Below are 26,903 nucleotides of genomic sequence, written 5' to 3'. Positions count from 1 at the left end.
CACCAATCACTCGAAAAAACGAGTGATTAACCGGCGAGTTGACCAACGAAGGGGTTCGCGAAGGTGAAGAACAGAGCGATACCAACACCGATCATGGTCACGGCGTCGAGCAGGCCGGCAACGATGAACATTTTAACTTGCAGCATTGGAACCATTTCTGGCTGACGCGCTGCGCCTTCCAGGAACTTGCCGCCCAACAGGCCGAAACCAATGGCAGTACCCAGGGCGCCCAGGCCGATCAACAGTGCAACAGCGATAGCGGTTAGACCAACTACAGTTTCCATCTTTCCTCCCGACTTTTACGTCGTATGGTTTAGGTTTTTTAGATTTTAAAGCGGTAAAACAAATCGTTTCATAGCCCTTGGGGGCCACCTTCCCGTTTCACCGGGAAGGACATCAGACTAGTCGAGACTGGTCTTAATGGTTCTCTTCGTGCGCCATCGACAGGTAGACGATGGTCAGCATCATGAAGATAAACGCCTGCAGGGTGATGATCAGGATGTGGAACACAGCCCACGCCCACTGCAGAACAATGCCCAGGCCGCTAAGCCAGAGCAGGCCGCTGCCGAACATCACAGCGATCAGGATGAACACCAGCTCGCCGGCATACATGTTGCCGAACAGTCGCAGGGCCAGGGAAATTGGCTTGGCGATCAGGGTGACGAATTCCAGCAGGAAGTTCACCGGGATCAGCAGGGCTTGAACGAAAATGTTCTTGCTGCCGAACGGGTGCAGGGTCAGTTCGCCGATGAAGCCGCCGATGCCCTTGATCTTGATGCTGTAGAAAATGATCAACGCGAATACCGACAGGGCCATGCCCAGGGTCGCGTTCGGGTCAGTGGTCGATACCGCGCGGAATGGAATGTGCGGGTCGCCGGAGATCAGGATGGCCAACTGAGGAATCCAGTCCACCGGGATCAGGTCGACGGCGTTCATCAGGAACACCCAGACGAAGATGGTCAGTGCCAGCGGTGCAATTACCGGGCTACGGCCATGGAAGCTGTCTTTCACGCTGCCATCGACGAATTCGACCAATACTTCAACGAAGTTCTGCAAGGCACCTGGCTGACCGGAAGTCGCCTTCTTTGCCGCCATGCGGAAAATCAGGACGAAGATCAGACCCAATGCGACCGACCAGCCCAGAGTATCCAGGTGGAAAGCCCAGAAGCCCATTTCTTTGGCCTCTGCTGCGGAGTGGGCAAAGCCCCAGCCGCCGTTGGGAAGCTGACCGAAGGTCAGGTTCTGCAAGTGGTGCTGGATATAGCCCGAAGCGGTTGTTTCTGCCATGGTTGCCTCAAACGCCCTAAGGTTTCGAAAGTCTTGTTTTCATTAGCAGGGGAGCGAACCAGCTGACCAGTTGGGTCAACACGAAGACGCCAAATACAGCCAGCGGCGCCAATGGCTTCACACCTGCAAAGGTCAGTGCAAACAGCACTGCCGTCAAAATCAGTTTCCCTGCCTCGCCGGCATAAAAGGACCGGACGATAGCCTGGGCTGCCCGGGCGCCGGAAAACCGAAAGGCCCTGTGAGCAAAATACATATTGGGCAGCAAGGCTATCAGGCCTCCGCAGAGTCCTGAATATCCGGCTACGACCCCATGCCAGTACCAAAGCGCCAATGCAGCGATCAGCAAAATGACAAATTGGGCCAATAAAACCGGAAAAACAGCCAAGCGATGGAACGGCAACGTGTTTGGCGTGCGGGTTTCCATCACTCTTGCTCCTCAATGGTCGGCTGCCGGAAATCAATAACTTGGCATAATTTGTGCCGACAAAATGCGCGCAGAGTATAGGGGCGGTTCAGCCCCTATTCAACTGCCAGGTAGTGATTTCCGACTGCGCGCTACATAAGCAAATGTTTCAGCGGATGTGGGAAAGAACGCCCTGAAGCTCATCGAGGGAGTTATATCCGATAACCAATTGCCCTTTGCCCTTCTTGCCGTGGCGAATCTGTACCGCAGAGCCCAGCCGCTCGGCCAGGCGCTGCTCCAGGCGCGCAATATCCGGATCAGTCTTGGTGGTTTCGACCGGCGCAGGTTTACCACTGAGCCACTGACGCACCAGGGCCTCGGTCTGACGAACGGTGAGACCTCGTGCGACAACGTGTCGCGCCCCTTCAACCTGTTGATTTTCCGGCAAACCGAGCAAAGCACGGGCATGACCCATTTCCAGGTCGCCGTGGGACAGCATGGTCTTGATCACTTCCGGCAGCGCGATCAGGCGCAGCAGGTTGGAAACCGTGACACGGGATTTGCCCACCGCGTCGGCCACTTCTTGCTGGGTCAGCTTGAATTCCTGCTGCAAGCGCTGCAGGGCAATGGCTTCTTCGATGGGATTGAGGTCTTCGCGCTGGATATTCTCGATCAGCGCCATGGCGATGGCCGTTTCATCCGGCACATCGCGCACCATCGCCGGGATGGTTTCCTGGCCAGCCTGCTGGCTGGCGCGCCAGCGGCGTTCTCCGGCGATGATTTCAAACCGGCCGCCACCAATGGGGCGTACGACAATCGGCTGCATCACGCCCTGGGCCTTGATCGAGTTCGCCAACTCCTCCAGCGCCTGCGGGTCCATGTCCCGGCGCGGCTGGTACTTGCCACGCTGGATCAGGTCCAGGGGCAAGTGTTGCAGCTCACGGGAGTCGGCCTGCACCGCCTGTTCTTCCAGCGAAGTGACAGTCGGACCACTCAGCAGTGCATCCAGTCCACGTCCGAGACCTCGTTTCTTGACGGCCATGGGGATTCCTTAAGTTGGCTGGGCTGCAGCGGTGCGTGAATGACGGCGTTGGCGACGAACCATCTCGCCGGCCAGCGCCAGGTAGGCAATGGCACCGCGCGATGACTTGTCGTACGCCAGCGCGGGCATGCCATAGCTTGGCGCTTCGGCCAGGCGGATGTTACGCGGGATCACGGTGTCGTAGAGCTGCTCGCCAAAGTGTTCCTTGAGCTGCGCCGACACATCGTTCATCAGGCTCAGGCGCGGGTCATACATGGTCCGCAGCAGGCCTTCGATTTTCAGGTTCGGGTTGAGCAACTCGGCGATACGCTTGATGTTATCCACAAGGTCGCTCAAGCCTTCGAGGGCGAAGTACTCGCACTGCATGGGGATAATCACCCCATCGGCGGCGACCAATGCGTTGAGCGTCAGCATCGACAGCGACGGCGGGCAGTCGATCAAAATGTAATCGTAATTCTCGCGGATCGGCGCCAGGGCGCTGCGCAGACGGCTTTCTTTCATCTGCATTTCCAGCAGCACCACTTCCGCCGCGGTCAGGTCGCGGTTGGCCGGCAGCAGTTGATAACCGCCATGCTCGGAATAGTGCATGGCCTGGGCCAGGTCGCACTCGCCTATCAGCAAGTCGTAGACCGAGTTTTCCAGGCCGTGTTTATCCACACCGCTACCCATGGTGGCGTTGCCCTGTGGATCGAGATCGATCAACAGCACCCGACGCTTGGTAGCGACCAGGGATGCTGCGAGGTTGATGCAGGTGGTGGTTTTGCCCACGCCACCTTTCTGGTTCGCTATCGCGAATACCTTAGCCATTCTTGCTTGTGTTCCCAATCATGCCGTGCGGCGCAGTATCAGCAGATGGCGTTGGCCTTGGCAACCGGGTACGGCCAAGGCGTGTTCGCTATCGAGGTGGAAGTCTGCCGGCAATGCTAACAGCTCGTCGCTTGGATGAACGCCCTTCATTGCCAGCCAACGGGTGTTCAGGTCGCCCAGGTGGCGGGTCCAGTTGCTGAAGTTCTCCATGCTGCTGAAGGCCCTGGAAACAATTCCGTTGAAGGGCAGTTCAGGCGTGAAGGCTTCGACGCGGCTGTGGATAACTTGCAGGTTGTCCAGCTTGAGTTCGAGTTTGACCTGGGTCAGGAAGCGGGTTTTCTTGCCGTTGCTGTCCAGGCAGGTCACTTGCGACTCGGGAAACAGGATGGCCAGCGGGATGCCAGGCATGCCACCGCCACTGCCGACGTCCAGCCAGCGGCCATTTTCGATAAATGGCATCACGCTCAAGCTGTCGAGCAGGTGGCGCGAGACCATTTCATCGGGATCGCGCACCGCCGTGAGGTTGTAGGCCTTGTTCCATTTGATCAACAGGGCCAGGTAGCCCAGCAGCAATTCGTGCTGGGCTGCGGTCAGGTCCACGCCCAACTGGCGTGCCCCTGTGGATAACTCTTCGGCGTGTTGCGAGGTGACCAACGAACTCAAGCGCTTTGCTCCAACTGACGGCCCGCGCCGCGTTTTTTCAAATGAATCATCAACAGCGAAATGGCTGCCGGGGTGACACCCGGGATACGGGAAGCCTGGCCCAGGGTCTCGGGACGAGTTATCCCCAGCTTGCTTTGAATCTCTTTCGACAGCCCGGAAATCCCGGTGTAATCGATATCCGCCGGCAGCTTGGTGTCTTCACTGGCGCGCAGTCGAGCGATCTCGTCCTGCTGGCGGTCAATGTAACCGGCATATTTGGTCTTGATTTCGACCTGCTCGGCCACCTGTGGATCTTCTGCGCCGCCGCCGGTTACCGAGACTAGACCAGCGTAGTCAATTTCCGGGCGGGACAGCAGGTTCAACAGGTTGTACTCGTGGGTCAGCGGCGTGCCGAATTTTTCGGCAATGGCATCGCCCTGCTCGGTGCCCGGGCGGACCCAGGTACTTTTCAGGCGCTGCTCTTCCAGTTCGATGCTTTCGCGTTTTTTGCAGAACGCTGCCCAACGCGCGTCATCGACCAGGCCCAGCTCGCGACCTTTTTCGGTCAGGCGCAGGTCGGCGTTGTCTTCGCGCAGGATCAGGCGATATTCGGCCCGGGAAGTGAACATCCGGTACGGTTCCTGGGTGCCCAGGGTAATCAGGTCGTCGACCAACACCCCGATATACGCTTCATCGCGACGCGGGCACCAGCTGTCTTTGCCCTGGGCGCGCAATGCAGCGTTGGTCCCGGCCAGCAAACCCTGGGCGCCGGCTTCTTCGTAACCGGTGGTGCCGTTGATTTGCCCAGCGAAGAACAGACCGCCGATCACTTTGGTCTCCAGGCTGTATTTCAAGTCCCGTGGGTCGAAGTAGTCGTACTCGATGGCGTAGCCAGGGCGCACGATATGCGCGTTTTCCATGCCGCGAATCGACTGCACGATCTGGATTTGCACATCGAACGGCAGGGAAGTGGAAATCCCGTTCGGGTACAGCTCGTGGGTCGTCAAACCTTCCGGCTCGATAAAGACCTGATGGCTTTCCTTGTCGGCAAAGCGGTGGATCTTGTCTTCGATCGACGGGCAATAACGCGGGCCGATGCCCTCGATCACCCCGGAATACATCGGCGAACGATCGAGGTTGGCGGCGATGATTTCGTGGGTCCGCGCATTGGTGTGGGTAATCCAGCAACTCACCTGTTTGGGGTGTTGCTCCTTGGAACCCATGAACGACATTACCGGGATCGGCGTATCCCCGGCTTGCTCGGTCATCACCGAGAAATCCACAGAACGCCCGTCGATACGCGGCGGGGTCCCGGTTTTCAGGCGGCCGACACGCAGCGGCAGTTCGCGCAGGCGATGAGCCAAGGCAATCGACGGCGGATCACCGGCGCGACCACCGGAATAGTTCTGCATCCCGATGTGGATAAGTCCACCGAGGAAGGTACCGGTGGTCAACACTACGGATTCTGCGAAGAAACGCAGGCCCATCTGAGTGACAACACCACGCACCTGGTCCTGCTCGACGATCAGGTCATCCGCTGCCTGTTGAAATATCCACAGGTTGGGTTGGTTTTCCAGGGTTTCGCGCACAGCCGCCTTGTACAGGATGCGGTCGGCTTGTGCCCGGGTAGCCCGCACGGCCGGGCCTTTGCGGCTGTTGAGCACGCGAAATTGAATACCACCCTTGTCGGTAGCCATGGCCATCACACCGCCAAGGGCGTCGATTTCCTTGACCAGATGGCTCTTGCCGATCCCACCGATGGCGGGGTTGCAACTCATGGCACCGAGGGTTTCCACGTTGTGCGTCAGCAACAGGGTTTTGACCCCCATGCGGGCTGACGCCAGTGCTGCCTCGGTACCGGCATGACCGCCGCCGATGACGATCACTTCAAAACGGGAAGGGAAATCCACCACGCACCTCGTGCCTGCTTATGTAGGTAATCAGGAATTGTTTGTTGAAAGGGTTTTGGAGCTATGGCGGCAAGTATAGGGACTTAGCCCTTCCTAAAGAACCCTTTGCACAAAATTTAACCAGCTGTGGATGAATCACAGACAATAGAAATTAAAAGAGAGAAATTTATTAAATCTTTGTTTTTATGTTTATTTCTACTGAGCCTACTTTCTGTGGATAGATTGCTACAGGCCTTTATTTACTTTGTGTACAGAGAATCAAAAGTCTGTGGTTAGGTGGTCGGGAGGCCCTTGGATAAGTGCTTTAAGCCTGTGGATTAAACAGGTTGTTATCCACAGAGGGGTTTTTACTCAGGTTTCAAGCCCTGTTATCAACTGGGCACAGGGGCGGTTATTCACAGGGCTTAATCCACAGAAACGCATCAACCCCGGCAAAATTCGCCCACGGCAAGGCCACCTCGGGGCGAGGTTATTGTTAGAAAATACGTGGGAGTGTCCTGAAACGGACAAAACAGACAGGCACCAATGGCCTGTCTGTGAACAACGAAGGGTTATTTACCGATACAGAAACTGGAAAAGATCCTACCCAGCAGATCATCGGAACTGAATGCCCCGGTAATCTCCCCCAGAAGCTGCTGTGCCTGGCGCAAATCCTCGGCCAGAAGCTCTCCTGCCCCTGCCAGGGTCAACTGCGCTCGACCATGCTCAAGGGCGGCACTGGCATGGCGCAGTGCCTCAAGGTGGCGACGGCGAGCACTGAAGCTGCTTTCCGAGGTCTGTTCGTAGCCCATGCAGGCCTTGAGATGATCGCGCAGCAGCTCCAGGCCATCGCCGGCAGACTTGGCGCTGAGGCTGATGGTGACATGGCCATCGTCACTGACTTCCAGGGCGATGGCTTCACCGGTCAGGTCTGCCTTGTTGCGAATCAGCGTGACCTTGGCCGGGTCTGGCCGTTGCTCAAGGAACTCCGGCCACAGGGCAAAAGGATCCACGGCCTCAGGCGCGGTGGCATCCACTACCAGCAGCACCCGATCGGCTTCTCCGATGGCCTTGAGCGCCCGCTCCACACCAATCTTTTCCACCTGGTCATCGGTATCACGCAACCCCGCGGTATCGACCACGTGCAGCGGCATGCCATCAATGTGGATATGTTCGCGCAGGATATCCCGGGTGGTGCCGGCAATTTCGGTGACAATCGCCGCTTCACGCCCCGCCAGGGCGTTGAGCAAGCTGGACTTGCCGGCGTTGGGCCGGCCGGCAATCACCACGGTCATGCCATCACGCAGCAATGCGCCCTGCCCGGCCTCCTTCAAAACTGTGGATAACTCGTCCCGCACCTTATCGAGCATGGCCAGGACATGGCCATCGGCAAGAAAGTCGATTTCTTCTTCCGGGAAATCAATCGCCGCCTCGACATAGATGCGCAAACTGATCAATTGCTCGGTGAGGTTATGCACACGCAGGGAAAACGCCCCCTGCAACGAGCGCAAGGCATTGCGCGCCGCCTGTGCAGAACTGGCCTCGATCAGGTCGGCGATGGCTTCGGCCTGGGCCAGGTCGAGCTTGTCGTTGAGAAATGCGCGCTCGCTGAATTCACCCGGCTGGGCAAGGCGGCAACCCAGTTGCAGGCAGCGCTGCAGCAGCATATCCAGGACGATAGGCCCGCCATGGCCCTGCAGTTCCAGCACATCTTCACCGGTGAATGAGTTCGGGCCCGGGAAATACAGGGCCAGGCCCTCATCCAGTACCTCAAGCTCCTCGCCGAAAAAAGGCCCGTAATGCGCATACCGGGGCTTGAGCTCACGCCCACTGATCGCTTGGGCGGCTATGCCGGCAAGCGGCCCGGAAATACGAACGATACCGACACCGCCCCGGCCTTGAGCGGTGGCGACGGCGGCGATGGTTTCACGAGGAGCGCTCATCAGCGGTTTCCCAGACAAAAGTGACAGAATGCAAAACGCCCCACGAGGGGGCGTCTTGAGTGGTTATCCACAGAGTAAGTTACGCCTCGGCTTTTTTGGCAGCCGCTTCGATCTTACGTGTGATGTACCACTGTTGAGAGATCGACAACACGTTGTTGACCACCCAGTACAGAACCAGACCAGCCGGGAACCACAGGAAGAAGAAGGTGAAGATGATAGGCATCATTTTCATTACCTTGGCCTGCATCGGATCTGGAGGAGTCGGGTTCAGGCGCTGCTGGATGAACATGGTCGCGCCCATGATGATCGGCAGGATAAAGAACGGGTCCTTGATCGACAGGTCAGTTATCCACAGCATGAACGGCGCCTGGCGCATTTCCACGCTTTCCAGGAGTACCCAGTACAGCGACAGGAACACCGGCATCTGTACCAGAATCGGCAAGCATCCACCCAGCGGGTTGATCTTCTCTTTCTTGTACAGCTCCATCATGGCTTGCGACATTTTCTGCCGGTCGTCGCCATGTTGCTCTTTGAGTGCAGCCAGTTTCGGCGCAACGGCGCGCATACGGGCCATCGACTTGTAGCTGGCGGCCGACAGCGGGAAGAAAATCCCCTTGATCAGCATGGTCAGGAAGATGATCGACCAGCCCCAGTTACCGACGATGCTGTGGATATGTTGCAGCAACCAGAAGATTGGTTGGGCAATGAACCACAGGATGCCGTAATCCACAGTCAGTTCCAGACCTGGGGATAACTCCTTGAGTACGGCCTGGCTTTTCGGGCCGGCATACAAGGTGGCACTGGTTTCAGCCTTGGCGCCTGGCGCAACGGTCAACGCCGGGCCAGTGAAACCAATGATGTAGTTGCCCTGGTTGTCCTTGCGGGTCTGGACCAGGTTGGCTTCACCCTTGTTCGGGATCCACGCGGTTACAAAGTAGTGTTGCAGCCAAGCTACCCAACCACCTTGCACTGTTTCTTTCAGCGCGGCCTTGTCGATATCTTTCATCGACACTTTTTTGTACGGCTCGCTACTTGTCCACAGGGCGGCGCCCAGGTAAGTCGCGGTGCCGGTGGCCGTGCTGGAAGACGGATCGGAGCTGCCATCACGCTTGAGCTGGGCAAACAGGTTGCCGGTCCAGGCCTTTTCGCTGGTGTTGTCGATCAGGTACGTGACTTTCAGATCGTACAAACCGCGGGTGAAGCTGAAGCGCTTGATGTAATTGATGCCGTCGTGACTGAATTTCAGGTCGACGTTCAACTGGTTCTGGCCATCAGCCAGTTGATAAGTCTTCTGTTCGGTCGAATAAACCGGACGACCGGTAGCACGAGCATCAGGACCATCAGTGCCAGTCAGGCCGCTTTGCGCCAGATAAACACGCTCGCCACCGTTATCGAACAACTGGAAAGGAACATCCGGGTGGTCTTGGCGACGTGGATACAGTGGCAATTTCAACTGGGCGATATCGCCGCCCTGTGGATCGATCGCCAGGTCCAGCACATCCGTCTTGACGTGGATGAGGTCTTTATTGGTGATGACCGCGTTATCTACAGGGGTGCTGGTATCGGCATTCGCGCTGGGTACATCGGCACTGGCGGAAGCATTGTTACCCAACGGTGCATCTGCAATAGCAGGAGCAGACTGATTGGTAGCAACATTCTGAGTCGGCAGGGCAGCCTGGCCATAGTCCTGGTTCCATTTCAGAACCATAACGTAGGACACGATTGCCAGGGCGACGATCAGGATCGTGCGTTTAATATCCATGATTACTCGGCCATCGAAGAAGAACGGGAGGTAGGGATAGGCGGAACCGGGTCATAACCACCGGGATTCCACGGATGACAGCGACCTAAACGACGAAAGGTCAGCCAGCCACCGCGCAGAAGGCCATGATTTTCTATGGCTTCATACGCGTAGCAGGAACAACTGGGGTAGAAACGACAGTGGCTGGCCATCAGCGGACTAATGGCATAACGGTAAAACTGGATCGGAACGAGGGCCAGTTTACGCATCAGTGCTGTCTACCCCTACAGTTTCGGGGCTGACTGCTGGGGTCGGCTTGCTGGTGCGAGCCAAACGTTTCCAGAGCTTGCCGAAATGCTGAATCAATTCGGGGTTTTCTACGTCCCCCAAGCCTTTGCGCGCGACGATAACAATATCCCAACCAACCAGAGTGTCCTGGTGGAGGCGAAACGATTCGCGCATCAGACGCTTGAGGCGATTGCGCTCAACGGAGAGCTTTACGCTCTTCTTGCCGATCACCAACCCGAGACGGGGGTGATCCAGATCGTTGTTACGCGCAAGGAGCAGGAGATTTTTCCCCGGAACCTTGCCGGTGGGGGAGTCAAAGACTGCCTTGAAATGCCGGGGGGTTAGCAGACGCTTTTCCCGACTGAAGTCCTGACTCACCACCAGTACCGGATTATCAAACTGCCAGACGCGCACGACCTTTGGCGCGGCGACGCGACAGGACAGCACGGCCGTTCTTGGTAGCCATGCGAGCACGGAAACCGTGGGTACGGGCGCGTTTGATGGTGCTTGGTTGGAAAGTACGTTTCATGGCGTGTTACCTGGTTCGTCCACAACGGGCCGGAATGGCCCCCGTTTTAAGAGACCGGGGATTCTAGAGAAAGCAAGCCTCTAGGTCAATTTCCAACCAGCTATTCCTTCAATTAGATATCTGAAGGCATCGGGACCGATTCCAGGCGGTTCGACTTTGACGAGCAATGCCATAGATATAAAAATAAAGAAGGAAGTTATTTAAAGCTTTTCTGTAAAGCTTATAAAAGCTAGGCACGCGATCTTCTGTGGATAACTGCCTTGAGGCCATATTCCACGTGCTGTACAGAGAATGACAACACGGGGGAGAAACGGTGCTCTGCCTGTGCTGCGCTATCGGATAAGCTGTGTGTGGAATGGCTACTTATCCACAGGCTAGTTACCCACAGACTTTCGACCCCACTTGTACAACGAGCTTAGGGGCGCTTATCCACAGAGCTTATGCACAGACCATTTGTCGCCTTTTTTACGGTTAAGGCATTGATTCTTGGCGGGCTGTGAGAAACCTACATGTGGATAAGTGGGCCGCTCGCCGCTACAATGGCGGCTGTTTTTGCCTCACCGGCTTTCAACTTAGGGGATATCCGTGTCAGTGGAACTTTGGCAGCAGTGCGTGGAGCTTTTGCGCGATGAGCTGCCTGCCCAGCAATTCAACACCTGGATCCGTCCGCTACAGGTCGAAGCCGAAGGCGACGAGTTGCGTGTCTACGCACCCAATCGTTTTGTACTCGACTGGGTCAACGAGAAGTACCTGAGCCGCGTTCTCGAATTGTTCGACGAACATGGCAATGGTATGGCTCCGGCGCTCTCCTTATTAATAGGCAGCAAACGCAGCTCCGCGCCGCGCGCTGCGCCTAATGCGCCGCTGGCGGCCGCTGCATCGCACGCCCAGGCCGCTGCCGCACCGGTCAACCACGCACCGGCGCTGGCGCAGCCAGCGCCGAGCAAATCCATGGCGCAAAAAAATGCGCCGGTCAGTGAAGAGCCGTCCCGAGACAGCTTCGACCCAATGGCGGGCGCCAGCTCGCAGCAGGCACCGGTGCGTGCCGAACAGCGCACGGTCCAGGTCGAAGGCGCACTCAAGCACACCAGCTACCTGAACCGCACCTTTACCTTTGAGAACTTCGTCGAAGGTAAATCCAACCAACTGGCCCGCGCCGCGGCCTGGCAGGTGGCTGATAATCCCAAGCACGGTTACAACCCGCTCTTCCTGTATGGCGGCGTTGGCTTGGGTAAGACGCACTTGATGCACGCCGTAGGTAACCACCTATTAAAGAAGAACCCGAATGCCAAGGTCGTGTACCTGCACTCGGAGCGCTTCGTGGCCGACATGGTCAAGGCGTTGCAACTCAATGCGATCAACGAATTCAAGCGCTTCTATCGCTCCGTTGATGCGCTGCTGATCGATGACATTCAATTCTTCGCGCGCAAGGAACGTTCCCAGGAAGAGTTTTTCCACACGTTCAACGCCCTGCTTGAAGGTGGCCAGCAGGTCATCCTCACCAGCGACCGTTACCCGAAGGAAATCGAAGGCCTGGAAGAACGCCTGAAATCGCGTTTCGGCTGGGGCCTGACCGTTGCGGTAGAGCCGCCGGAACTGGAAACCCGGGTCGCGATCCTGATGAAGAAGGCCGACCAGGCGAAAGTCGACCTGCCTCACGACGCGGCGTTCTTCATTGCCCAGCGCATTCGCTCCAACGTGCGTGAACTGGAAGGCGCGCTTAAGCGGGTCATCGCTCACTCGCACTTCATGGGCCGCGACATTACCATCGAGTTGATTCGCGAATCCCTCAAAGACCTGTTGGCGTTGCAAGACAAACTGGTCAGTGTGGATAACATTCAACGCACCGTGGCCGAGTACTACAAGATCAAGATTTCCGACCTGCTATCCAAGCGCCGCTCGCGCTCGGTAGCGCGTCCCCGTCAGGTGGCCATGGCGCTCTCCAAAGAGCTGACCAACCATAGCCTGCCGGAAATTGGCGATGTGTTTGGTGGTCGCGACCACACCACGGTCTTGCACGCGTGCCGCAAGATCAATGAACTTAAGGAATCCGACGCGGATATTCGCGAGGACTACAAGAACCTGCTGCGTACACTGACAACTTGATGAACACCAGCGCAGCTTATTAAGGCAAGGGACTAGACCATGCATTTCACCATTCAACGCGAAGCCCTGTTGAAACCCCTGCAACTGGTCGCAGGCGTCGTCGAGCGCCGACAGACCTTGCCGGTACTTTCCAACGTATTGTTGGTTGTCGAAGGCCAGCAGCTGTCGTTGACCGGTACCGACCTGGAAGTCGAACTGGTTGGTCGTGTACAGCTGGAAGAACCCGCCGAGCCCGGCGAGATCACCGTGCCTGCGCGCAAGCTGATGGATATCTGCAAAAGCCTGCCCAACGACGCGCTGATCGACATCAAGGTCGATGAGCAGAAGTTGGTGGTCAAGGCCGGGCGCAGTCGTTTCACCCTGTCGACCTTGCCGGCCAACGACTTCCCAACTGTGGAAGAAGGCCCGGGTTCGCTGACCTGCAGCCTGGAGCAAAGCCGCCTGCGCCGTTTGATCGAGCGCACCAGCTTCGCCATGGCCCAGCAGGACGTGCGTTACTACCTCAACGGTATGCTGCTGGAAGTCTCCGAAGGCATTATCCGTGCCGTGGCCACCGACGGTCACCGCCTGGCAATGTGCTCGATGAAGGCTGATATCGGTCAGCCGGATCGTCACCAGGTGATCGTGCCGCGCAAAGGTATCCTCGAACTGGCGCGCCTGCTCACCGAGCCGGACGGTAACGTCAGCATTGTTTTGGGCCAGCATCACATCCGGGCCACCACAGGCGAGTTCACCTTCACGTCCAAGCTGGTAGATGGCAAGTTCCCGGACTATGAGCGCGTGCTGCCCAAGGGTGGCGACAAACTGGTGATCGGTGATCGTCAGGCCCTGCGTGAAGCCTTCAGCCGTACGGCGATCCTGTCCAACGAAAAATATCGCGGCATTCGCCTGCAATTGGCCAACGGTCAACTGAAAATCCAGGCCAATAACCCGGAGCAGGAAGAAGCTGAAGAAGAAATCAGCGTTGATTACAACGGTGGTTCGTTGGAAATCGGCTTCAACGTGAGCTACCTGCTGGACGTGCTGGGGGTGATGACCACCGAGCAGGTGCGTCTGATCCTGTCGGACTCCAACAGCAGCGCCCTGGTGCAAGAATCCGATAACGACGACTCGGCTTACGTTGTTATGCCGATGCGCCTGTAATCATGCTCAGCAGAAGCTAGATGTCCCTCAGTCGCGTCTCGGTCACCGCGGTGCGCAATCTGCACCCGGTGACCTTCTCCCCCTCCCCCCGCATCAATATCCTCCACGGTGCCAACGGCAGTGGCAAAACCAGCGTGCTGGAAGCCATTCACTTGCTGGGCCTGGCTCGTTCTTTTCGCAGCGCCCGCCTGTTACCGGTAATTCAGTACGAGCAATTGGCGTGCACCGTATTTGGCCAGGTTGAACTGGCGCAAGGCGGGCACAGCAGCCTGGGGATATCCCGTGATCGCCAGGGGGAGTTCCAGATCCGTATTGATGGGCAGAATGCGCGCAGTGCCGCGCAGTTGGCGGAAATCCTGCCCCTGCAATTGATCAACCCTGACAGCTTCCGCTTGCTGGAAGGCGCACCCAAAATCCGCAGACAGTTCCTCGATTGGGGAGTGTTCCACGTGGAACCGCGGTTCATGGCCACATGGCAGCGCCTGCAGAAGGCCCTGCGGCAGCGGAACTCATGGCTGCGGCATGGTACACTTGACGCCGCTTCGCAAGCGGCCTGGGACCGTGAACTGTGCCTGGCCAGCGACGAAATTGATGAATACCGCCGCACCTACATCAAAGCCTTGAAACCAGTCTTTGAGCAGACCTTGAGTGAGTTGCTGGAACTCGAGGGGCTGACGCTGAGTTACTACCGTGGTTGGGACAAAGAGCGTGACTTGAGTGCAGTACTCGCCACCTCTTTGCAACGGGATCAGCAAATTGGCCACACCCAGGCAGGACCGCAACGCGCTGATTTGCGCCTTAGATTAGGTGCACATAACGCTGCGGATATCTTGTCCCGTGGCCAGCAGAAGTTGGTGGTCTGCGCGCTGCGTATCGCCCAGGGGCATTTGGTTAGCCAAGCCCGGCGCGGTCAGTGTATTTATCTGGTGGATGACTTGCCCTCCGAATTGGATGAGCAACACCGCCGCGCGCTATGCCGCTTGTTGGAAGACTTACGCTGCCAGGTGTTTATTACCTGTGTAGACCACGAATTATTGAGGGAAGGCTGGCAGACGGAAACGCCAGTCGCTTTGTTCCACGTGGAACAAGGCCGTATCACCCAGACCCACGACCATCGGGAGTGAAGGCATGAGCGAAGAAAACACGTACGACTCGACCAGCATTAAAGTGCTGAAAGGTTTGGATGCCGTACGCAAACGTCCCGGTATGTACATTGGCGACACCGATGATGGTAGCGGTCTGCACCACATGGTGTTCGAGGTGGTCGACAACTCCATCGACGAAGCGCTCGCCGGCCATTGCGACGACATCAGCATCATCATCCACCCGGATGAATCCATCACCGTGCGCGACAACGGTCGTGGCATTCCGGTAGATGTGCATAAAGAAGAAGGCGTATCGGCGGCAGAGGTCATCATGACCGTGCTCCACGCTGGCGGTAAGTTCGACGACAACTCCTATAAAGTATCCGGCGGTTTGCACGGTGTAGGTGTGTCGGTGGTCAACGCTCTGTCAGAAGAACTGATCCTGACCGTTCGCCGCAGCGGCAAGATCTGGGAACAGACCTATGTGCATGGCGTGCCTCAGGCACCGATGGCGATCGTCGGTGAAAGCGAAACCACGGGTACCCAGATTCACTTCAAGCCTTCGGCTGACACTTTCAAGAATATCCACTTCAGCTGGGACATCCTGGCCAAGCGGATTCGTGAGCTGTCCTTCCTCAACTCCGGTGTGGGTATCGTCCTCAAGGACGAGCGCAGCGGCAAGGAAGAGCTGTTCAAATACGAAGGTGGCCTGCGTGCGTTCGTTGAATACCTGAACACCAACAAGACTGCGGTCAACCAGGTGTTCCACTTCAATATCCAGCGTGAAGACGGCATCGGCGTGGAAATCGCCCTGCAGTGGAACGACAGCTTCAACGAGAACCTGTTGTGCTTCACCAACAACATTCCCCAGCGCGATGGCGGTACTCACCTGGTGGGTTTCCGTTCCGCACTGACGCGCAACCTGAACACCTACATCGAAGCCGAAGGCCTGGCGAAGAAGCACAAAGTTGCCACCACCGGTGACGATGCCCGCGAAGGCCTGACTGCGATTATTTCGGTTAAGGTGCCAGATCCGAAGTTCAGCTCCCAGACCAAGGACAAGCTGGTTTCTTCTGAAGTGAAGACCGCTGTCGAACAGGAAATGGGCAAGTACTTCTCCGACTTCCTGTTGGAAAACCCCAACGAAGCCAAGCTGGTTGTCGGCAAGATGATCGACGCGGCGCGGGCTCGTGAAGCGGCGCGTAAAGCCCGTGAAATGACCCGTCGTAAAGGTGCACTGGATATCGCTGGCCTACCAGGCAAGTTGGCGGACTGCCAGGAGAAGGACCCTGCCCTCTCCGAACTGTACCTGGTGGAAGGTGACTCTGCTGGCGGCTCCGCCAAGCAGGGGCGTAACCGCCGTACCCAGGCGATCTTGCCGTTGAAGGGTAAGATCCTCAACGTTGAGAAAGCCCGTTTCGACAAGATGATTTCCTCCCAGGAAGTCGGCACCTTGATCACCGCCCTGGGCTGTGGCATTGGTCGCGATGAGTACAACATTGATAAGTTGCGCTATCACAACATCATCATCATGACCGATGCTGACGTCGACGGTTCGCACATCCGTACCCTGCTACTGACCTTCTTCTTCCGTCAGTTGCCGGAGCTGATCGAGCGTGGCTACATCTACATCGCCCAGCCGCCGTTGTACAAAGTGAAAAAGGGCAAGCAAGAGCAATACATCAAAGACGACGACGCCATGGAAGAGTACATGACGCAGTCGGCCCTGGAAGATGCCAGCCTGCACTTGAACGACGAAGCCCCGGGTATCTCCGGTGAGGCGCTGGAGCGCCTGGTAAACGACTTCCGCATGGTGATGAAGACCCTCAAGCGTTTGTCGCGCCTGTACCCTCAGGAGCTGACCGAGCACTTCATCTACCTGCCAGCCGTGAGCCTGGAACAGTTGGGCGATCACGCAGCGATGCAGGATTGGCTGGCCCAGTACGAAGTGCGCCTGCGCACGGTCGAGAAGTCCGGCCTGGTGTACAAAGCCAGCCTGCGTGAAGACCGTGAACGTAACGTCTGGCTGCCAGAGGTCGAACTGATCTCCCACGGCCTGTCGAACTACGTCACCTTCAACCGCGACTTCTTCGGCAGCAATGATTACAAGACCGTGGTTACCTTGGGCGCGCAACTGAGCACCCTGCTGGACGACGGCGCTTATATTCAGCGTGGCGAGCGCAAGAAGCAGGTCAAGGAGTTCAAGGAAGCCCTGGACTGGTTGATGGCCGAAAGCACCAAGCGCCACACCATCCAGCGTTACAAAGGTCTGGGCGAGATGAACCCGGATCAGCTGTGGGAAACCACCATGGACCCAGCCCAGCGTCGTATGCTGCGCGTGACCATCGAAGACGCCATTGGCGCGGACCAGATCTTCAACACCCTGATGGGTGATGCGGTTGAGCCACGTCGTGACTTTATCGAGAGCAATGCCTTGGCAGTGTCCAACCTGGACTTCTGATAACGCGATTGCAATAAAAAAGGCCAACGCTTACGTTGGCCTTTTTTATTGCCCAGATTCCGGGCGCGTCCAAAATGCTCCACGTGGAACATCGGCTTATGCAGTCGCCGCGCTCACGCTCTCTAACCGATAGCCATATCCATAGATCGTCAGCAACTGCCAACCCCGCTCTGGGGTCAGCCCCAGCTTGTTGCGCAGCCGATAGATATGGGTATCCAACGGCCGCGACGACACCATCTCTTCATGGGTCCAGAAACGTTCGTAGAGATACTCCCGTGACAGTGGGCGAGCCAGATTGGCAAACAGGCAGCGTGCCAGACGGTATTCACGCTCGGTCAGGTTGATGGGGCTGCCGGCGCGGGTAACGGTCAGTTCGGCATCGTCGAAGGTCAGGTCATTGAAGATCAGCACTTCAGTGGCTGCAGACTTCTGCAGGCCATGACGACGTAATACCGCACTAACCCGCGCCTTCAGTTCATTCGGCCGAAATGGCTTGCTGACATAGTCATCCGCCCCGCTGTTCAACGCCTGGACAATATCGCTCTCGCCATCGCGGCTGGTGAGCATGATGACGGGAGGCGGCGCCTCCATGTGTTCACGGGTCCAGCGCAGGATCGCGAGGCCACTCAGGTCTGGCAGTTGCCAATCGAGCACCAAGAGGTCGAAGGTTTCTCGGCGCAACTGGCGCAGCAGGTCTTCACCGCGCTCGAAGCAATGCAGCGTCCATGGCTGCTCCGAGGCACTTGGGATTTGTCGCAGAGTCTGTTCCACCCGCCGCAATTCAGCAGGTTCGTCATCCAGTATTGCGACACGCATGGCAGGGTCCTTTCTTCTTGAAGAGTATTGCAGCGGTTAAAGAGAGCGTACTGGTTCACCGTTGAATCTGAACAATTATGGCCAGTTTCTCAAGCCCCCTGAATCTCTCGGTACGCTGATATCAGATAGCCCTAAGGCCGTTAGACATCGTGTACCCAACTGGAAAGATACCGGCTCAAGCCCCTCAGGAAAAGGATCAATGGCAATCAGGTTTTATGCGTTGTCGGGACACATGCGTCTCGTGCAGAAGGTCAATGTGTGGGGAAAGATGTTGATGTTGGTTGTGGCCACCGGTTTAGGTACGCAAACAGTGGATGCCCGCAGTGTGCCACTTGAGGAAGTACCGGTGTACAACGAGGCTGTAGATGGCCTTGGTTACGCTGGACTCAGCACGGTTGACGCACCGCAGGCCTTTCAACACGGTAGCGTGCTTGACCAGGACCAACGGTGGATCTTCTGATTCTGAACAAATGTTGTGCTCCCCCCCTATGCACCACTCTTGTAGGTAAATTCTCTTTCGCTGAGTGACACACGGAGGGCGTGCGCGGGAAGCGCTCTCGATACAGGGACGTATCATCTGTAGTCCGCGGTTCGCTACGGGCTGCTGTCGGGGGGATGTGATGGACAGTATTTCTTCGATGTACACCCGGCTCGGCATTGTCGAACTGGCAGACACAGGGATGTGTCATCTTTTCCCATCGCGCCTCATCCCTGCTACTACGGCTATCGAGTTCTATTCGTCATCGGGTATCGTAGGCAAGATTCAAGGTCCTGCTGCTGCAAGACGCTTTCTGAACGAACGTACAGTCCACGGACCTTTAGAACTAGAACCTTGATGAGTGCCATGACCCTCTTTCCCCGCCCCTATTGCCTTTCTTCCCTGTTGGGCTCAAGCCTGGCCCTGGCCCTGGTTATCAACAGCCCGCCCCTTTTGGCCAAGCCTGCACCTGCGCGGGCGCCCTATATTGATGACAACCTGATGTGCCGGGCACAACCGCTGCCGGCAGTCGTCCAGCACCTTAACGGTGAAGCCTGGAAGCTGGATGCCAAGGGACGCTCCAGTGTGTTGGAAGAAGGCATGCTGATCGATGAACAGGAAAGTGTAAAAACCTCGCCTTCGGCGTTTGTCAGCTTGTTGCTGGGCGATGGTTCGCGCATTGTCTTGCCCTCCAGCTCCGAGGTGCGTCTGCACCTGGTGGAGGAGCAGGCGATCCCGCAGGTGATCCTGCAACAAGGGCAGGTCGAAGCCTACGTACTCAAGCGCAGCAGTGACTATGACCGCTTTCAGATCGTGACACCGGTGGGCGTACTGGGTGTACGCGGTACGCACTTTCGTGTGCGTAACGACGATCAGCAATCGGTCGTCGAGGTGCTCAACGGCCAAGTGGCTGTCAGCCGTACCGAACCGCCACCTGTGGGCCGACAGGTCAAGAAAGCACCCCAGGTAGGCCCGGTGGACGGTGAACTGAAGGTCGGCGCCCGACAAGGTGTATTGCTCAAGGAACAGGGCGAGTTGAAGACGGTTGAGCTACTGCCCGCCCCACGGTTGATGGGCCAGGACGGCCAGAAAGGCGATGCACCGGTCTGGACCCTGATCCTGCACCCACAACCGGGTGCCCGGCGCTACCGTGCGCAAGTGGCCACAGATACAACATTTATGAACATCAAGCAGGAAAACTTCTCCAGTGAGCCGCGCTTGAGCTTCACTGGACTCAAGGCCTCGTTTTATCACGTGCGCGTGTCGGCCTTTGATGAACAAGGACTGGAAGGAGAGGCAGGCGTTTATGACATCTTCTATTACCCCCCTGCCACTCGTGTGCAGTAATACGCGGTGAAGTGGTGGCGCCGGGCTGAACAGCGCCAGCCGACCCAGGCTCAACGCCTGTTCCGTGGCCTGGTCCGGGAGTGGCTGTGGATCAGCCTGCTGCTGCTGCCGATGACAGCCCTGCTTTCCCTGAGCCCTGGGCTTTCCTTCAACAACCCGTTGTATGACGGCCTGCGGCGCCTGGCGCCGTTGCCGGTGGACCCGCGCATTCTGCTGGTGACCATTGATGACATGAGCCTCAAGGCGCTCGGCCAATGGCCCTGGTCGCGCCGCCTGCATGCTGACCTGATTGATCAGTTAAGTGCCGGCAAACCCACCGGGATCCTGCTCGATGTGATCTTCAGCGAACCGGCGCGTGAGCCTGCCAACGATCAACGCCTGGCCCAGGCCATCTGCAATGCCGGCAATGTCCTGTTGCCGTTGATTCGCGAAGGTACACCGCGCCTGGGTCAGCCAGTCATGCAAATCCTCCCGGTGCCGCCACTGCGCGATTGTGCCAGGGGGGTTGGTCATATCAACGTGGAAGCGGACAGCGACGGTATTGTGCGCAGCCTCTACTTGCGTGAGGGACCGCCCGGGCAATTGGTCCCGCAATTGGCCTGGCTGGCCTTCGAGCTGACTGGCCGGCACGCCGATATGCCGGGGTTGCCAGCGTCTGCCGAGGTGGGCGACTGGCAACGGGACAATGCCATTCGTATTCCATTTATCGCCACCGACCACGGCTTTCCCAGCGTGCCGTATGTCAGCGTCCTGCGTGGCGAAGTCCCTGCCCAATTGTTGCGTGATCGGATCATCCTGGTAGGCGCTACCGCGCCAGGCATGGGCGATCGCTATGTGACGCCGCTTTCGGCCAGCGTCGGGACCACGCCGGGCGTCGAGATCCAGGCCAATATCCTCAATGGCCTGCTGCAAGGGCGCAGTATTACCGTGTTGCCTGGCTGGTTGGCCACACTGCTGTCCACCACGATGGTGGCCTTGTTGTTGGGCCTGCTGCTGTTGCGCCCGCGCTATGCGTTGTGGCTGACCCTGGGGTGCATGGGGGGCGCCCTCCTCGCTTCCTGGGGCCTGTTGCGCCTGGGGCTCTGGTGGTCGCCAGCGGCCACGCTGATCGGCATGCTGCTGGGCTACCTGATCTGGAACTGGCGTCGCCTGAGCGTGATCCTGGCCTATTTCGGCTGGGAATTGGCACGCCTCGACAGCGAACCCAAGGTGCTGCCGGAACGCCGTCGTGCCGCCGTCAGCAAAGGCGACGTGTTGCAGGGCCGTATCGTGGCCCTGGAGCAAGCCGTCAGCCGTACCCGCGACACCCGGCGCTTTATGGCCGATGGCCTGGAGTGCCTGCCGGTGGCTACGCTGATTACCGACCCCATGGGCGAAATCCTGCTGGCCAATCGGATCGCCCGTGATGTGTTTGGCAACGAACTGATTGGCGAGAACCTGTTGCAGCAACTGGCGGCCCTGGGCTATCCGCCCTTGCAAGGCGCGGTGCACATGCCGCTGTCAGCCCTGGAAATCGTCGAGTTCCGCGACACCGAGCAACGCAGCCTGCGCCTGGAACGGGCGCCGTTGTTACCGGCCGATGGTGATGTGGCGCTGGGTTGGCTGTTGAGCCTGACCGACCTGAGTATCGAGCGTGACGCCCAGCAGCAGCGTGAAACCCTGCTGCGGTTCCTGTCCCATGACCTGCGGGCGCCCCACTCGGCAATCCTCGCCTTGCTGGATGTACAGCGCCATGAGGTCTCGGATGTCTCGCTGGTCTTTACCCAGATCGAACAGCAAGTGCGCCGCGCATTGAACCTGACCGAATCGTTCGTTCAATTGGCCAAGGCCGAGTCCGACGGTTACCAGTTCGAGCCCAGCCTGTTTGCCATGCTGGTGCTCGATGCGTTTGACCAGGTGGCGCTGCTGGCCCAATTGAAACCTATCCAATTGGTTCATGACCTGGACGAGGCCGGTGAGGAAATGGTCCTGGCTGACCAATCGTTGCTGACCCGCGCCTTGTTCAACCTGATGGAGAATGCGATCAAGTACAGCCCCGCCGGGACCACGGTGACGGTGCGCCTGGAACGCAACGACCAAGGGCTGGCCTGTCATATCCAGGACCAGGGCCCAGGCATTGCAGCCCAGGAGCTGCCGGAACTGTTCGGCCAATACCGACGTTTTGCATCGGCCAAGGGCAGTGAGGGCCTGGGGCTGGGCCTGACCATGGTCAAGGCGGTGATAGACCGCCATGGGGGGCGGATCGACTGTGCGAGTGTGGTCGGGCAAGGCACGGTTTTCAGCCTGCAGTTGCCGTTGTGGGAAGAATAAACAGCTGTGCATAAAAAACCGGCCGCAAGGGCCGGTCTTCATGTGTCGAAAAAACTTATGCACGTTTTTCGGTGTTTTATTAGTTTAAGAAATATGTAATCAAATCATCAGCCTACAAGCAAAAAACGGCATTTAGCCAACAAAGCGTACACAGGTTATCCACAGAACGTCAGATCACCGCCTGGTCTGCTGCAACCGGCAGTGGCGGCAGTGAACCCATGGCCCGTTGCTGCGCTTCATTCCAGGCCGCAGCGCGGTCATTGAGCGCTGCAATTGCACGCGGTCCTTCCCCTTGCGCATACATCGGCTCGCCGATCACCACGGTGATGGTGCCCTCGCGCTTGGCCCAGCCTTCCTTGGGCCAGAACTTGCCGGCATTGTGGGCAATCGGCAGTACCGGCAGGTTGGCGTTGACCGCCAATGCCGTACCGCCCCGGGAAAACTTGCCGACAGTGCCAAAGGGCACGCGGGTGCCTTCCGGGAAAATCAGTACCCACACCCCATCCTTGAGCAACTCGTCACCCTTCTTCGCCACATGCTTGAGCGCGGCCTTGGGGTTGTCGCGGTCGATGGCGATCGGGCGCAGCATGGCCATGGCCCAGCCAAAGAACGGGACGAACAGCAACTCACGCTTGAGCACCTGGCTCAGGGGCGAGAAATACGCGGAAAGGAAGAACGTCTCCCAGGTGCTCTGGTGGTTCGACAGGATCACGCAGGGCTGGTCCGGAACGTTTTCGGCGCCCTTGACCTCGAAGCGGATGCCCAGGAACACCTTGGTCAGCCACAACGCGCAGCGGCACCAATAGACATTGATAAAGCGATAGCGCGCCTTGAATGGCAAAAAGGGCGCAATAAAAAAGCTCAGGGTGCACCAGAGAAACGAACTGGTGCCCAGCAGCAGGTAAAAGAAGAAGGTTCTGATGGCCTGCAAAATCGACATGGCAGCATTTACCGTTGCGGGACAACGCCCGCCTGTTAAAAGTGCACTCCCGAACAATCCTTGGTCAGGAAGTCGAGGGCGACTAGTTGTTGATAAGTTCTGCGGCAACCGCCGCCAGATCGTCAAAAATCAAGGTGCCGACCGGCAGGGTTTTCGCCTGGGTCTTCTCGCCTTTTCCGGTCTTTACCAAAACTGGCTGAGAGTCGACGGCTTTGGCCGCCTCCAGGTCACCGAGACTGTCCCCGACGAACCATATCCCAGCCAGGGGCACCTTGTAATGTTCTGAAATGATTTTCAACATGCCAGGCTTGGGTTTGCGGCAATCGCAGCCCTCATCCGGCCCGTGGGGGCAGTACACCACCAGCCCCACCTCACCGCCCTGTTCGGCCACCAATGCGCGCAGGCGCGCATGCATGGCGTCCAGGGTGGCGATGTCATAGTAGCCGCGGGCAAGGCCGGACTGGTTGGTAGCAATGGCTACCGTCCAGCCGGCCTTGCTCAACTGCGCGATGGCCTCGATCGAGCCGGGCAGCGGGACCCACTCCTCCACCGACTTGATGTAGGCGTCGGAGTCGTAATTGATCACCCCGTCCCGATCGAGAATCAGCAGTTTCAACATGATCAGCTCAGCGTCGAAATGTCGGCGATGTTGACGAACAAGCCGCGCAGACGCGCCAGCATGGCGTAGCGGTTTTTCCGCACGCCGGCATCTTCGGCATTGATCATCACCGCTTCAAAGAACGCATCCACCGGCTCACGCAAGGTGGCCAGGCGCGCCAGTGCTTCGGCGTAGTTGCGTTCGGCTATCAGCGGCTTCACTGCGTTTTCTGCCTTGGCGATGGCCGAGTTCAGCGAGAACTCCTTGGCATCGGCAAACAAGCCAGGGTCGACATCGGCATTGCCCAGGCCTTCAGCCTTGCTCAGCAGGTTCGACACGCGCTTGTTCACGGCGGCCAGGGCGTCGGCTTCCGGCAGCTTGCGGAAGGCCTGTACGGCTTGCACACGCTGGTCGAAGTCCAGTGCCGAGCCGGGCTGCAGGGCACGTACCGACAGGTAGACGGAAACGTCCACGCCTTCGTCTTCGTAGCGCGCACGCAGGCGGTCGAACACGAACTCCAGCACTTGCTCGGCCAAACCGGCTTGCTTGACCTTGCCACCGAACTGACCCACCGCGAACACCACGGCCTGGGTCAGGTCGAGGTCCAGCTTCTTGTCGATCAGGATACGCAGCACGCCCAGGGCCGCACGGCGCAGGGCATACGGGTCTTTGCTGCCGGTCGGCAACATGCCGATGCCGAAGATACCGACCAGGGTATCCAGCTTGTCAGCGATGGCCACGGCCGCCCCGGTCAGGGTGGTCGGCAGCTCGGCGCCAGCACCGCGCGGCATGTATTGCTCGTTCAAGGCCAGGGCGACGTCTTCAGGCTCGCCGTCATTGAGCGCGTAGTAGTAACCGGCAACACCTTGCATTTCCGGGAACTCGCCGACCATCTCGGTGGCCAGGTCGCACTTGCACAGCAGGCCCGCGCGGGCGGCCAGGGCCGCATCGCCGCCAATGCGCGGGGCGATGTAGGCCGCCAGCTTGGAAACCCGTACAGCCTTGTCGTAGACGCTGCCCAGTTTTTCCTGGAACACCACGTTCTGCAGGCGCAGGTTGAAGTCTTCGAGTTTTTGCTTCTTGTCTTGCTTGAAGAAGAACTCGGCGTCGGTCAGGCGCGGGCGCACGACTTTTTCGTTACCGGCGATGATCTGCTGCGGGTCCTTGCTCTCGATGTTGGCCACGGTGATAAAACGCGGCAGCAACTTGCCATCCACATCCAGCAGGCAGAAATACTTCTGGTTGTCCTGCATGGTGGTGATCAGGGCTTCTTGCGGCACATCGAGGAAGCGCTCCTCGAACGAGCACACCAGCGGCACCGGCCATTCCACCAGCGCGGTCACTTCGTCGAGCAGGCTTGGCGGCACGATGGCGGTGCCTTCCTGCAAACGGGCCAGCTCTTCGGTACGCTTGCTGATCAGTTCGCGGCGCTCGTTGGCATCCGCCAGCACATAGGCGGCACGCAGGTCAGTGGCGTAGTTGGCCGGCGAGGTGATGCGCACGGCTTCAGGATGGTGGAAGCGGTGACCACGGGAGTCGCGGCCGGCCTTCTGGGCCAGGATAGTGCAGTCGATGACTTGATCACCGAGCAGCATCACCAACCATTGGGTCGGGCGTACGAATTCTTCCTTGCGCGCACCCCAGCGCATGCGCTTGGGGATCGGCAGGTCGTTGAGGGAGTCTTCAACGATGGTCGGCAGCAGGCTGGCAGTCGGCTTGCCTTTGATGACCTGGCTGAAACGCAGTTTCGGGCCGCTCTGGTCGATCTCGCTCAGCTCGACGCCACACTTCTTGGCAAAACCCAGGGCGGCCTGGGTCGGGTTGCCTTCGGCATCGAAAGCAGCCTGGCGTGGCGGGCCGTCGAGGTTGATATTGCGGTCCGGCTGCTGGGTTTCTAGCGCGGTCAGCAACACCGCCAGGCGACGTGGCGCGGCGTAGACCTTCTTGGCTTGAAATTTCAGGCCGGCGGTCTGCAGGCCTTTCTCGATACCGGCCAGAAAGGCATCGGCCAGGGTGTTCAGGGCCTTGGGTGGCAGCTCTTCGGTGCCCAGTTCAACCAGGAAATCTTGAGCACTCATTGTGCAGCCTCCAGCTTAGCCAACACTTCATCACGCAAATCCGGGGTTGCCATCGGGAAGCCCAGCTTGGCGCGGGCCAGCAGGTAGGCTTGGGCGACGGAACGCGCCAGGGTGCGCACACGCAGGATGTATTGCTGGCGCGCGGTTACCGAGATGGCACGGCGGGCGTCCAGCAGGTTGAAGGTGTGGGATGCCTTCAGGACCATTTCGTAGCTTGGCAACGGCAGCGGCTGATCCAGTTCGATCAGGCGCTTGGCTTCGCTTTCGTAGAAGTCGAACAGCTCGAACAGCTTCTCGACGTTGGCGTGTTCAAAGTTGTAGGTCGACTGCTCCACTTCGTTCTGGTGGAACACATCGCCATAGGTGACCTTGCCGAATGGACCGTCTGCCCACACCAGGTCGTAGACCGAGTCCACGCCCTGCAGGTACATGGCCAGGCGCTCCAGGCCGTAGGTGATCTCGCCGGTCACCGGGTAGCACTCGATGCCGCCCGCTTGCTGGAAGTAAGTGAACTGCGTGACTTCCATGCCGTTGAGCCAGACTTCCCAGCCCAGGCCCCAGGCGCCGAGGGTGGGCGATTCCCAGTTGTCTTCGACGAAACGGATATCGTGGACCAGCGGGTCCAGGCCGACATGTTTCAGTGAGCCCAGGTACAGCTCCTGGAAGTTGTCCGGGTTGGGCTTCAATACCACCTGGAACTGGTAGTAGTGCTGCAGGCGGTTGGGGTTTTCGCCGTAGCGGCCGTCAGTCGGGCGACGACTGGGCTGCACATAAGCGGCGTTCCAGGTTTCCGGGCCGATGGCCCGCAGGAATGTGGCGGTGTGGAAAGTGCCGGCGCCTACTTCCATATCGTAGGGCTGAAGTACCACACAACCTTGCTCGGCCCAGTATTGCTGGAGGGCGAGGATCAAGTCTTGGAAGGTACGCACGGCTGGCGTAGGCTGGCTCACAAAATTCACCTGTTACTTGG

At 58.3% G+C, this 26,903-nt stretch carries 24 protein-coding genes; 7 read left to right on the top strand and 17 right to left on the bottom strand.

The features are described from left to right. Positions 1 to 26: 26 nt before the first annotated feature. The 12 genes from atpE to rpmH all read right to left on the bottom strand — a co-directional run bounded on the left by atpE (position 27) and on the right by rpmH (position 10,571). Positions 27 to 284, bottom strand: a complete 258-nt coding sequence (gene atpE / locus AC07W7_RS10125) for a F0F1 ATP synthase subunit C (protein WP_002555987.1) — start codon at positions 282 to 284, stop codon at positions 27 to 29. Positions 285 to 417: 133 nt separating this feature from the next. Further along, on the bottom strand, positions 418 to 1,287 hold the full coding sequence (atpB, locus tag AC07W7_RS10120; RefSeq protein WP_049710820.1) for a F0F1 ATP synthase subunit A: 870 nt from the start codon (positions 1,285 to 1,287) through the stop codon (positions 418 to 420). Between the two features lie 16 nt (positions 1,288 to 1,303). After that, positions 1,304 to 1,711: a F0F1 ATP synthase subunit I gene (locus AC07W7_RS10115; RefSeq protein WP_010565865.1), complete on the bottom strand. Its 408-nt coding sequence runs from the start codon at positions 1,709 to 1,711 to the stop codon at positions 1,304 to 1,306. 148 nt (positions 1,712 to 1,859) lie between these two features. Next, entirely contained in the window at positions 1,860 to 2,732 is an 873-nt protein-coding gene (locus tag AC07W7_RS10110; protein WP_169390057.1) for a ParB/RepB/Spo0J family partition protein, read from the bottom strand. A gap of 9 nt (positions 2,733 to 2,741) precedes the next feature. After that, entirely contained in the window at positions 2,742 to 3,539 is a 798-nt protein-coding gene (locus AC07W7_RS10105) for a ParA family protein (protein ID WP_076964402.1), read from the bottom strand. 18 nt (positions 3,540 to 3,557) lie between these two features. Then, positions 3,558 to 4,202 (bottom strand): 16S rRNA (guanine(527)-N(7))-methyltransferase RsmG, encoded by a 645-nt coding sequence (rsmG, locus tag AC07W7_RS10100; RefSeq protein ID WP_169902059.1) that lies wholly within the window; start codon positions 4,200 to 4,202, stop codon positions 3,558 to 3,560. Beyond that, positions 4,199 to 6,091, bottom strand: a complete 1,893-nt coding sequence (gene mnmG / locus AC07W7_RS10095; protein WP_236309788.1) for a tRNA uridine-5-carboxymethylaminomethyl(34) synthesis enzyme MnmG — start codon at positions 6,089 to 6,091, stop codon at positions 4,199 to 4,201. Before mnmG ends, rsmG begins: the two co-directional genes overlap by 4 nt. Before the next feature lie 551 nt (positions 6,092 to 6,642). Then, positions 6,643 to 8,013 carry a tRNA uridine-5-carboxymethylaminomethyl(34) synthesis GTPase MnmE gene (gene mnmE, locus AC07W7_RS10090; protein WP_495039235.1) on the bottom strand — a complete coding sequence of 457 codons (1,371 nt, stop codon included), beginning with the start codon at positions 8,011 to 8,013 and terminating at the stop codon, positions 6,643 to 6,645. Between the two features lie 79 nt (positions 8,014 to 8,092). Next, complete coding sequence (gene yidC, locus AC07W7_RS10085) at positions 8,093 to 9,775, bottom strand: membrane protein insertase YidC (RefSeq protein ID WP_076964399.1); 1,683 nt, start codon at positions 9,773 to 9,775, stop codon at positions 8,093 to 8,095. 2 nt (positions 9,776 to 9,777) lie between these two features. After that, the gene (gene yidD, locus AC07W7_RS10080; protein ID WP_010465488.1) at positions 9,778 to 10,023 is read right to left on the bottom strand and encodes a membrane protein insertion efficiency factor YidD; all 246 of its coding nucleotides are present in this window, start codon (positions 10,021 to 10,023) and stop codon (positions 9,778 to 9,780) included. Beyond that, positions 10,016 to 10,420, bottom strand: a complete 405-nt coding sequence (rnpA, locus tag AC07W7_RS10075; RefSeq protein ID WP_029290189.1) for a ribonuclease P protein component — start codon at positions 10,418 to 10,420, stop codon at positions 10,016 to 10,018. The genes yidD and rnpA overlap by 8 nt, the downstream gene beginning before the upstream one ends. Before the next feature lie 16 nt (positions 10,421 to 10,436). After that, positions 10,437 to 10,571: a 50S ribosomal protein L34 gene (rpmH, locus tag AC07W7_RS10070; RefSeq protein WP_003213577.1), complete on the bottom strand. Its 135-nt coding sequence runs from the start codon at positions 10,569 to 10,571 to the stop codon at positions 10,437 to 10,439. A gap of 585 nt (positions 10,572 to 11,156) precedes the next feature. Here rpmH and dnaA point away from each other — a divergent pair. The 4 genes from dnaA to gyrB are packed head-to-tail and all read left to right on the top strand — an operon-like array spanning position 11,157 to position 17,366. Further along, the gene (gene dnaA / locus AC07W7_RS10065; protein WP_076964397.1) at positions 11,157 to 12,677 is read left to right on the top strand and encodes a chromosomal replication initiator protein DnaA; all 1,521 of its coding nucleotides are present in this window, start codon (positions 11,157 to 11,159) and stop codon (positions 12,675 to 12,677) included. A gap of 39 nt (positions 12,678 to 12,716) precedes the next feature. Continuing rightward, positions 12,717 to 13,820: a DNA polymerase III subunit beta gene (gene dnaN / locus AC07W7_RS10060; protein WP_029290193.1), complete on the top strand. Its 1,104-nt coding sequence runs from the start codon at positions 12,717 to 12,719 to the stop codon at positions 13,818 to 13,820. 20 nt (positions 13,821 to 13,840) lie between these two features. Next, complete coding sequence (recF, locus tag AC07W7_RS10055) at positions 13,841 to 14,944, top strand: DNA replication/repair protein RecF (protein ID WP_029290195.1); 1,104 nt, start codon at positions 13,841 to 13,843, stop codon at positions 14,942 to 14,944. Positions 14,945 to 14,948: 4 nt separating this feature from the next. Further along, positions 14,949 to 17,366: a DNA topoisomerase (ATP-hydrolyzing) subunit B gene (gyrB, locus tag AC07W7_RS10050; RefSeq protein ID WP_076964396.1), complete on the top strand. Its 2,418-nt coding sequence runs from the start codon at positions 14,949 to 14,951 to the stop codon at positions 17,364 to 17,366. 96 nt (positions 17,367 to 17,462) lie between these two features. Here gyrB and AC07W7_RS10045 read toward each other — a convergent pair whose 3' ends face one another. Then, on the bottom strand, positions 17,463 to 18,182 hold the full coding sequence (locus tag AC07W7_RS10045; RefSeq protein WP_076964395.1) for a response regulator transcription factor: 720 nt from the start codon (positions 18,180 to 18,182) through the stop codon (positions 17,463 to 17,465). 199 nt (positions 18,183 to 18,381) lie between these two features. On the opposite strand from AC07W7_RS10045, the gene AC07W7_RS10040 reads away from it, so the two are divergent. From AC07W7_RS10040 to AC07W7_RS10030, 3 genes are all read left to right on the top strand, one after another. Continuing rightward, positions 18,382 to 18,642 carry a hypothetical protein gene (locus AC07W7_RS10040; protein WP_076964394.1) on the top strand — a complete coding sequence of 87 codons (261 nt, stop codon included), beginning with the start codon at positions 18,382 to 18,384 and terminating at the stop codon, positions 18,640 to 18,642. 375 nt (positions 18,643 to 19,017) lie between these two features. Continuing rightward, positions 19,018 to 20,007, top strand: coding sequence for a FecR family protein (locus AC07W7_RS10035; protein WP_169865753.1), 990 nt, complete (start codon positions 19,018 to 19,020; stop codon positions 20,005 to 20,007). Positions 20,008 to 20,013: 6 nt separating this feature from the next. Further along, entirely contained in the window at positions 20,014 to 22,317 is a 2,304-nt protein-coding gene (locus AC07W7_RS10030; protein WP_495039234.1) for a CHASE2 domain-containing protein, read from the top strand. Positions 22,318 to 22,486: 169 nt separating this feature from the next. Here AC07W7_RS10030 and AC07W7_RS10025 read toward each other — a convergent pair whose 3' ends face one another. From AC07W7_RS10025 to glyQ, 4 genes are all read right to left on the bottom strand, one after another. Next, on the bottom strand, positions 22,487 to 23,257 hold the full coding sequence (locus tag AC07W7_RS10025; RefSeq protein WP_076964391.1) for a lysophospholipid acyltransferase family protein: 771 nt from the start codon (positions 23,255 to 23,257) through the stop codon (positions 22,487 to 22,489). Positions 23,258 to 23,339: 82 nt separating this feature from the next. Then, entirely contained in the window at positions 23,340 to 23,879 is a 540-nt protein-coding gene (gene gmhB / locus AC07W7_RS10020) for a D-glycero-beta-D-manno-heptose 1,7-bisphosphate 7-phosphatase (RefSeq protein ID WP_495039265.1), read from the bottom strand. Next, a complete protein-coding gene (glyS, locus tag AC07W7_RS10015) occupies positions 23,879 to 25,933 on the bottom strand; it encodes a glycine--tRNA ligase subunit beta (RefSeq protein ID WP_169865756.1) in 2,055 nt (684 codons plus the stop codon). Before glyS ends, gmhB begins: the two co-directional genes overlap by 1 nt. Next, the gene (gene glyQ, locus AC07W7_RS10010) at positions 25,930 to 26,883 is read right to left on the bottom strand and encodes a glycine--tRNA ligase subunit alpha (protein ID WP_003213601.1); all 954 of its coding nucleotides are present in this window, start codon (positions 26,881 to 26,883) and stop codon (positions 25,930 to 25,932) included. The genes glyS and glyQ overlap by 4 nt, the downstream gene beginning before the upstream one ends. Positions 26,884 to 26,903: the final 20 nt, after the last annotated feature.

It is taken from the genome of Pseudomonas sp. GW821-FHT01D09, assembly GCF_059422465.1.
This window is presented reverse-complemented; position numbering and strand designations above follow the sequence as displayed.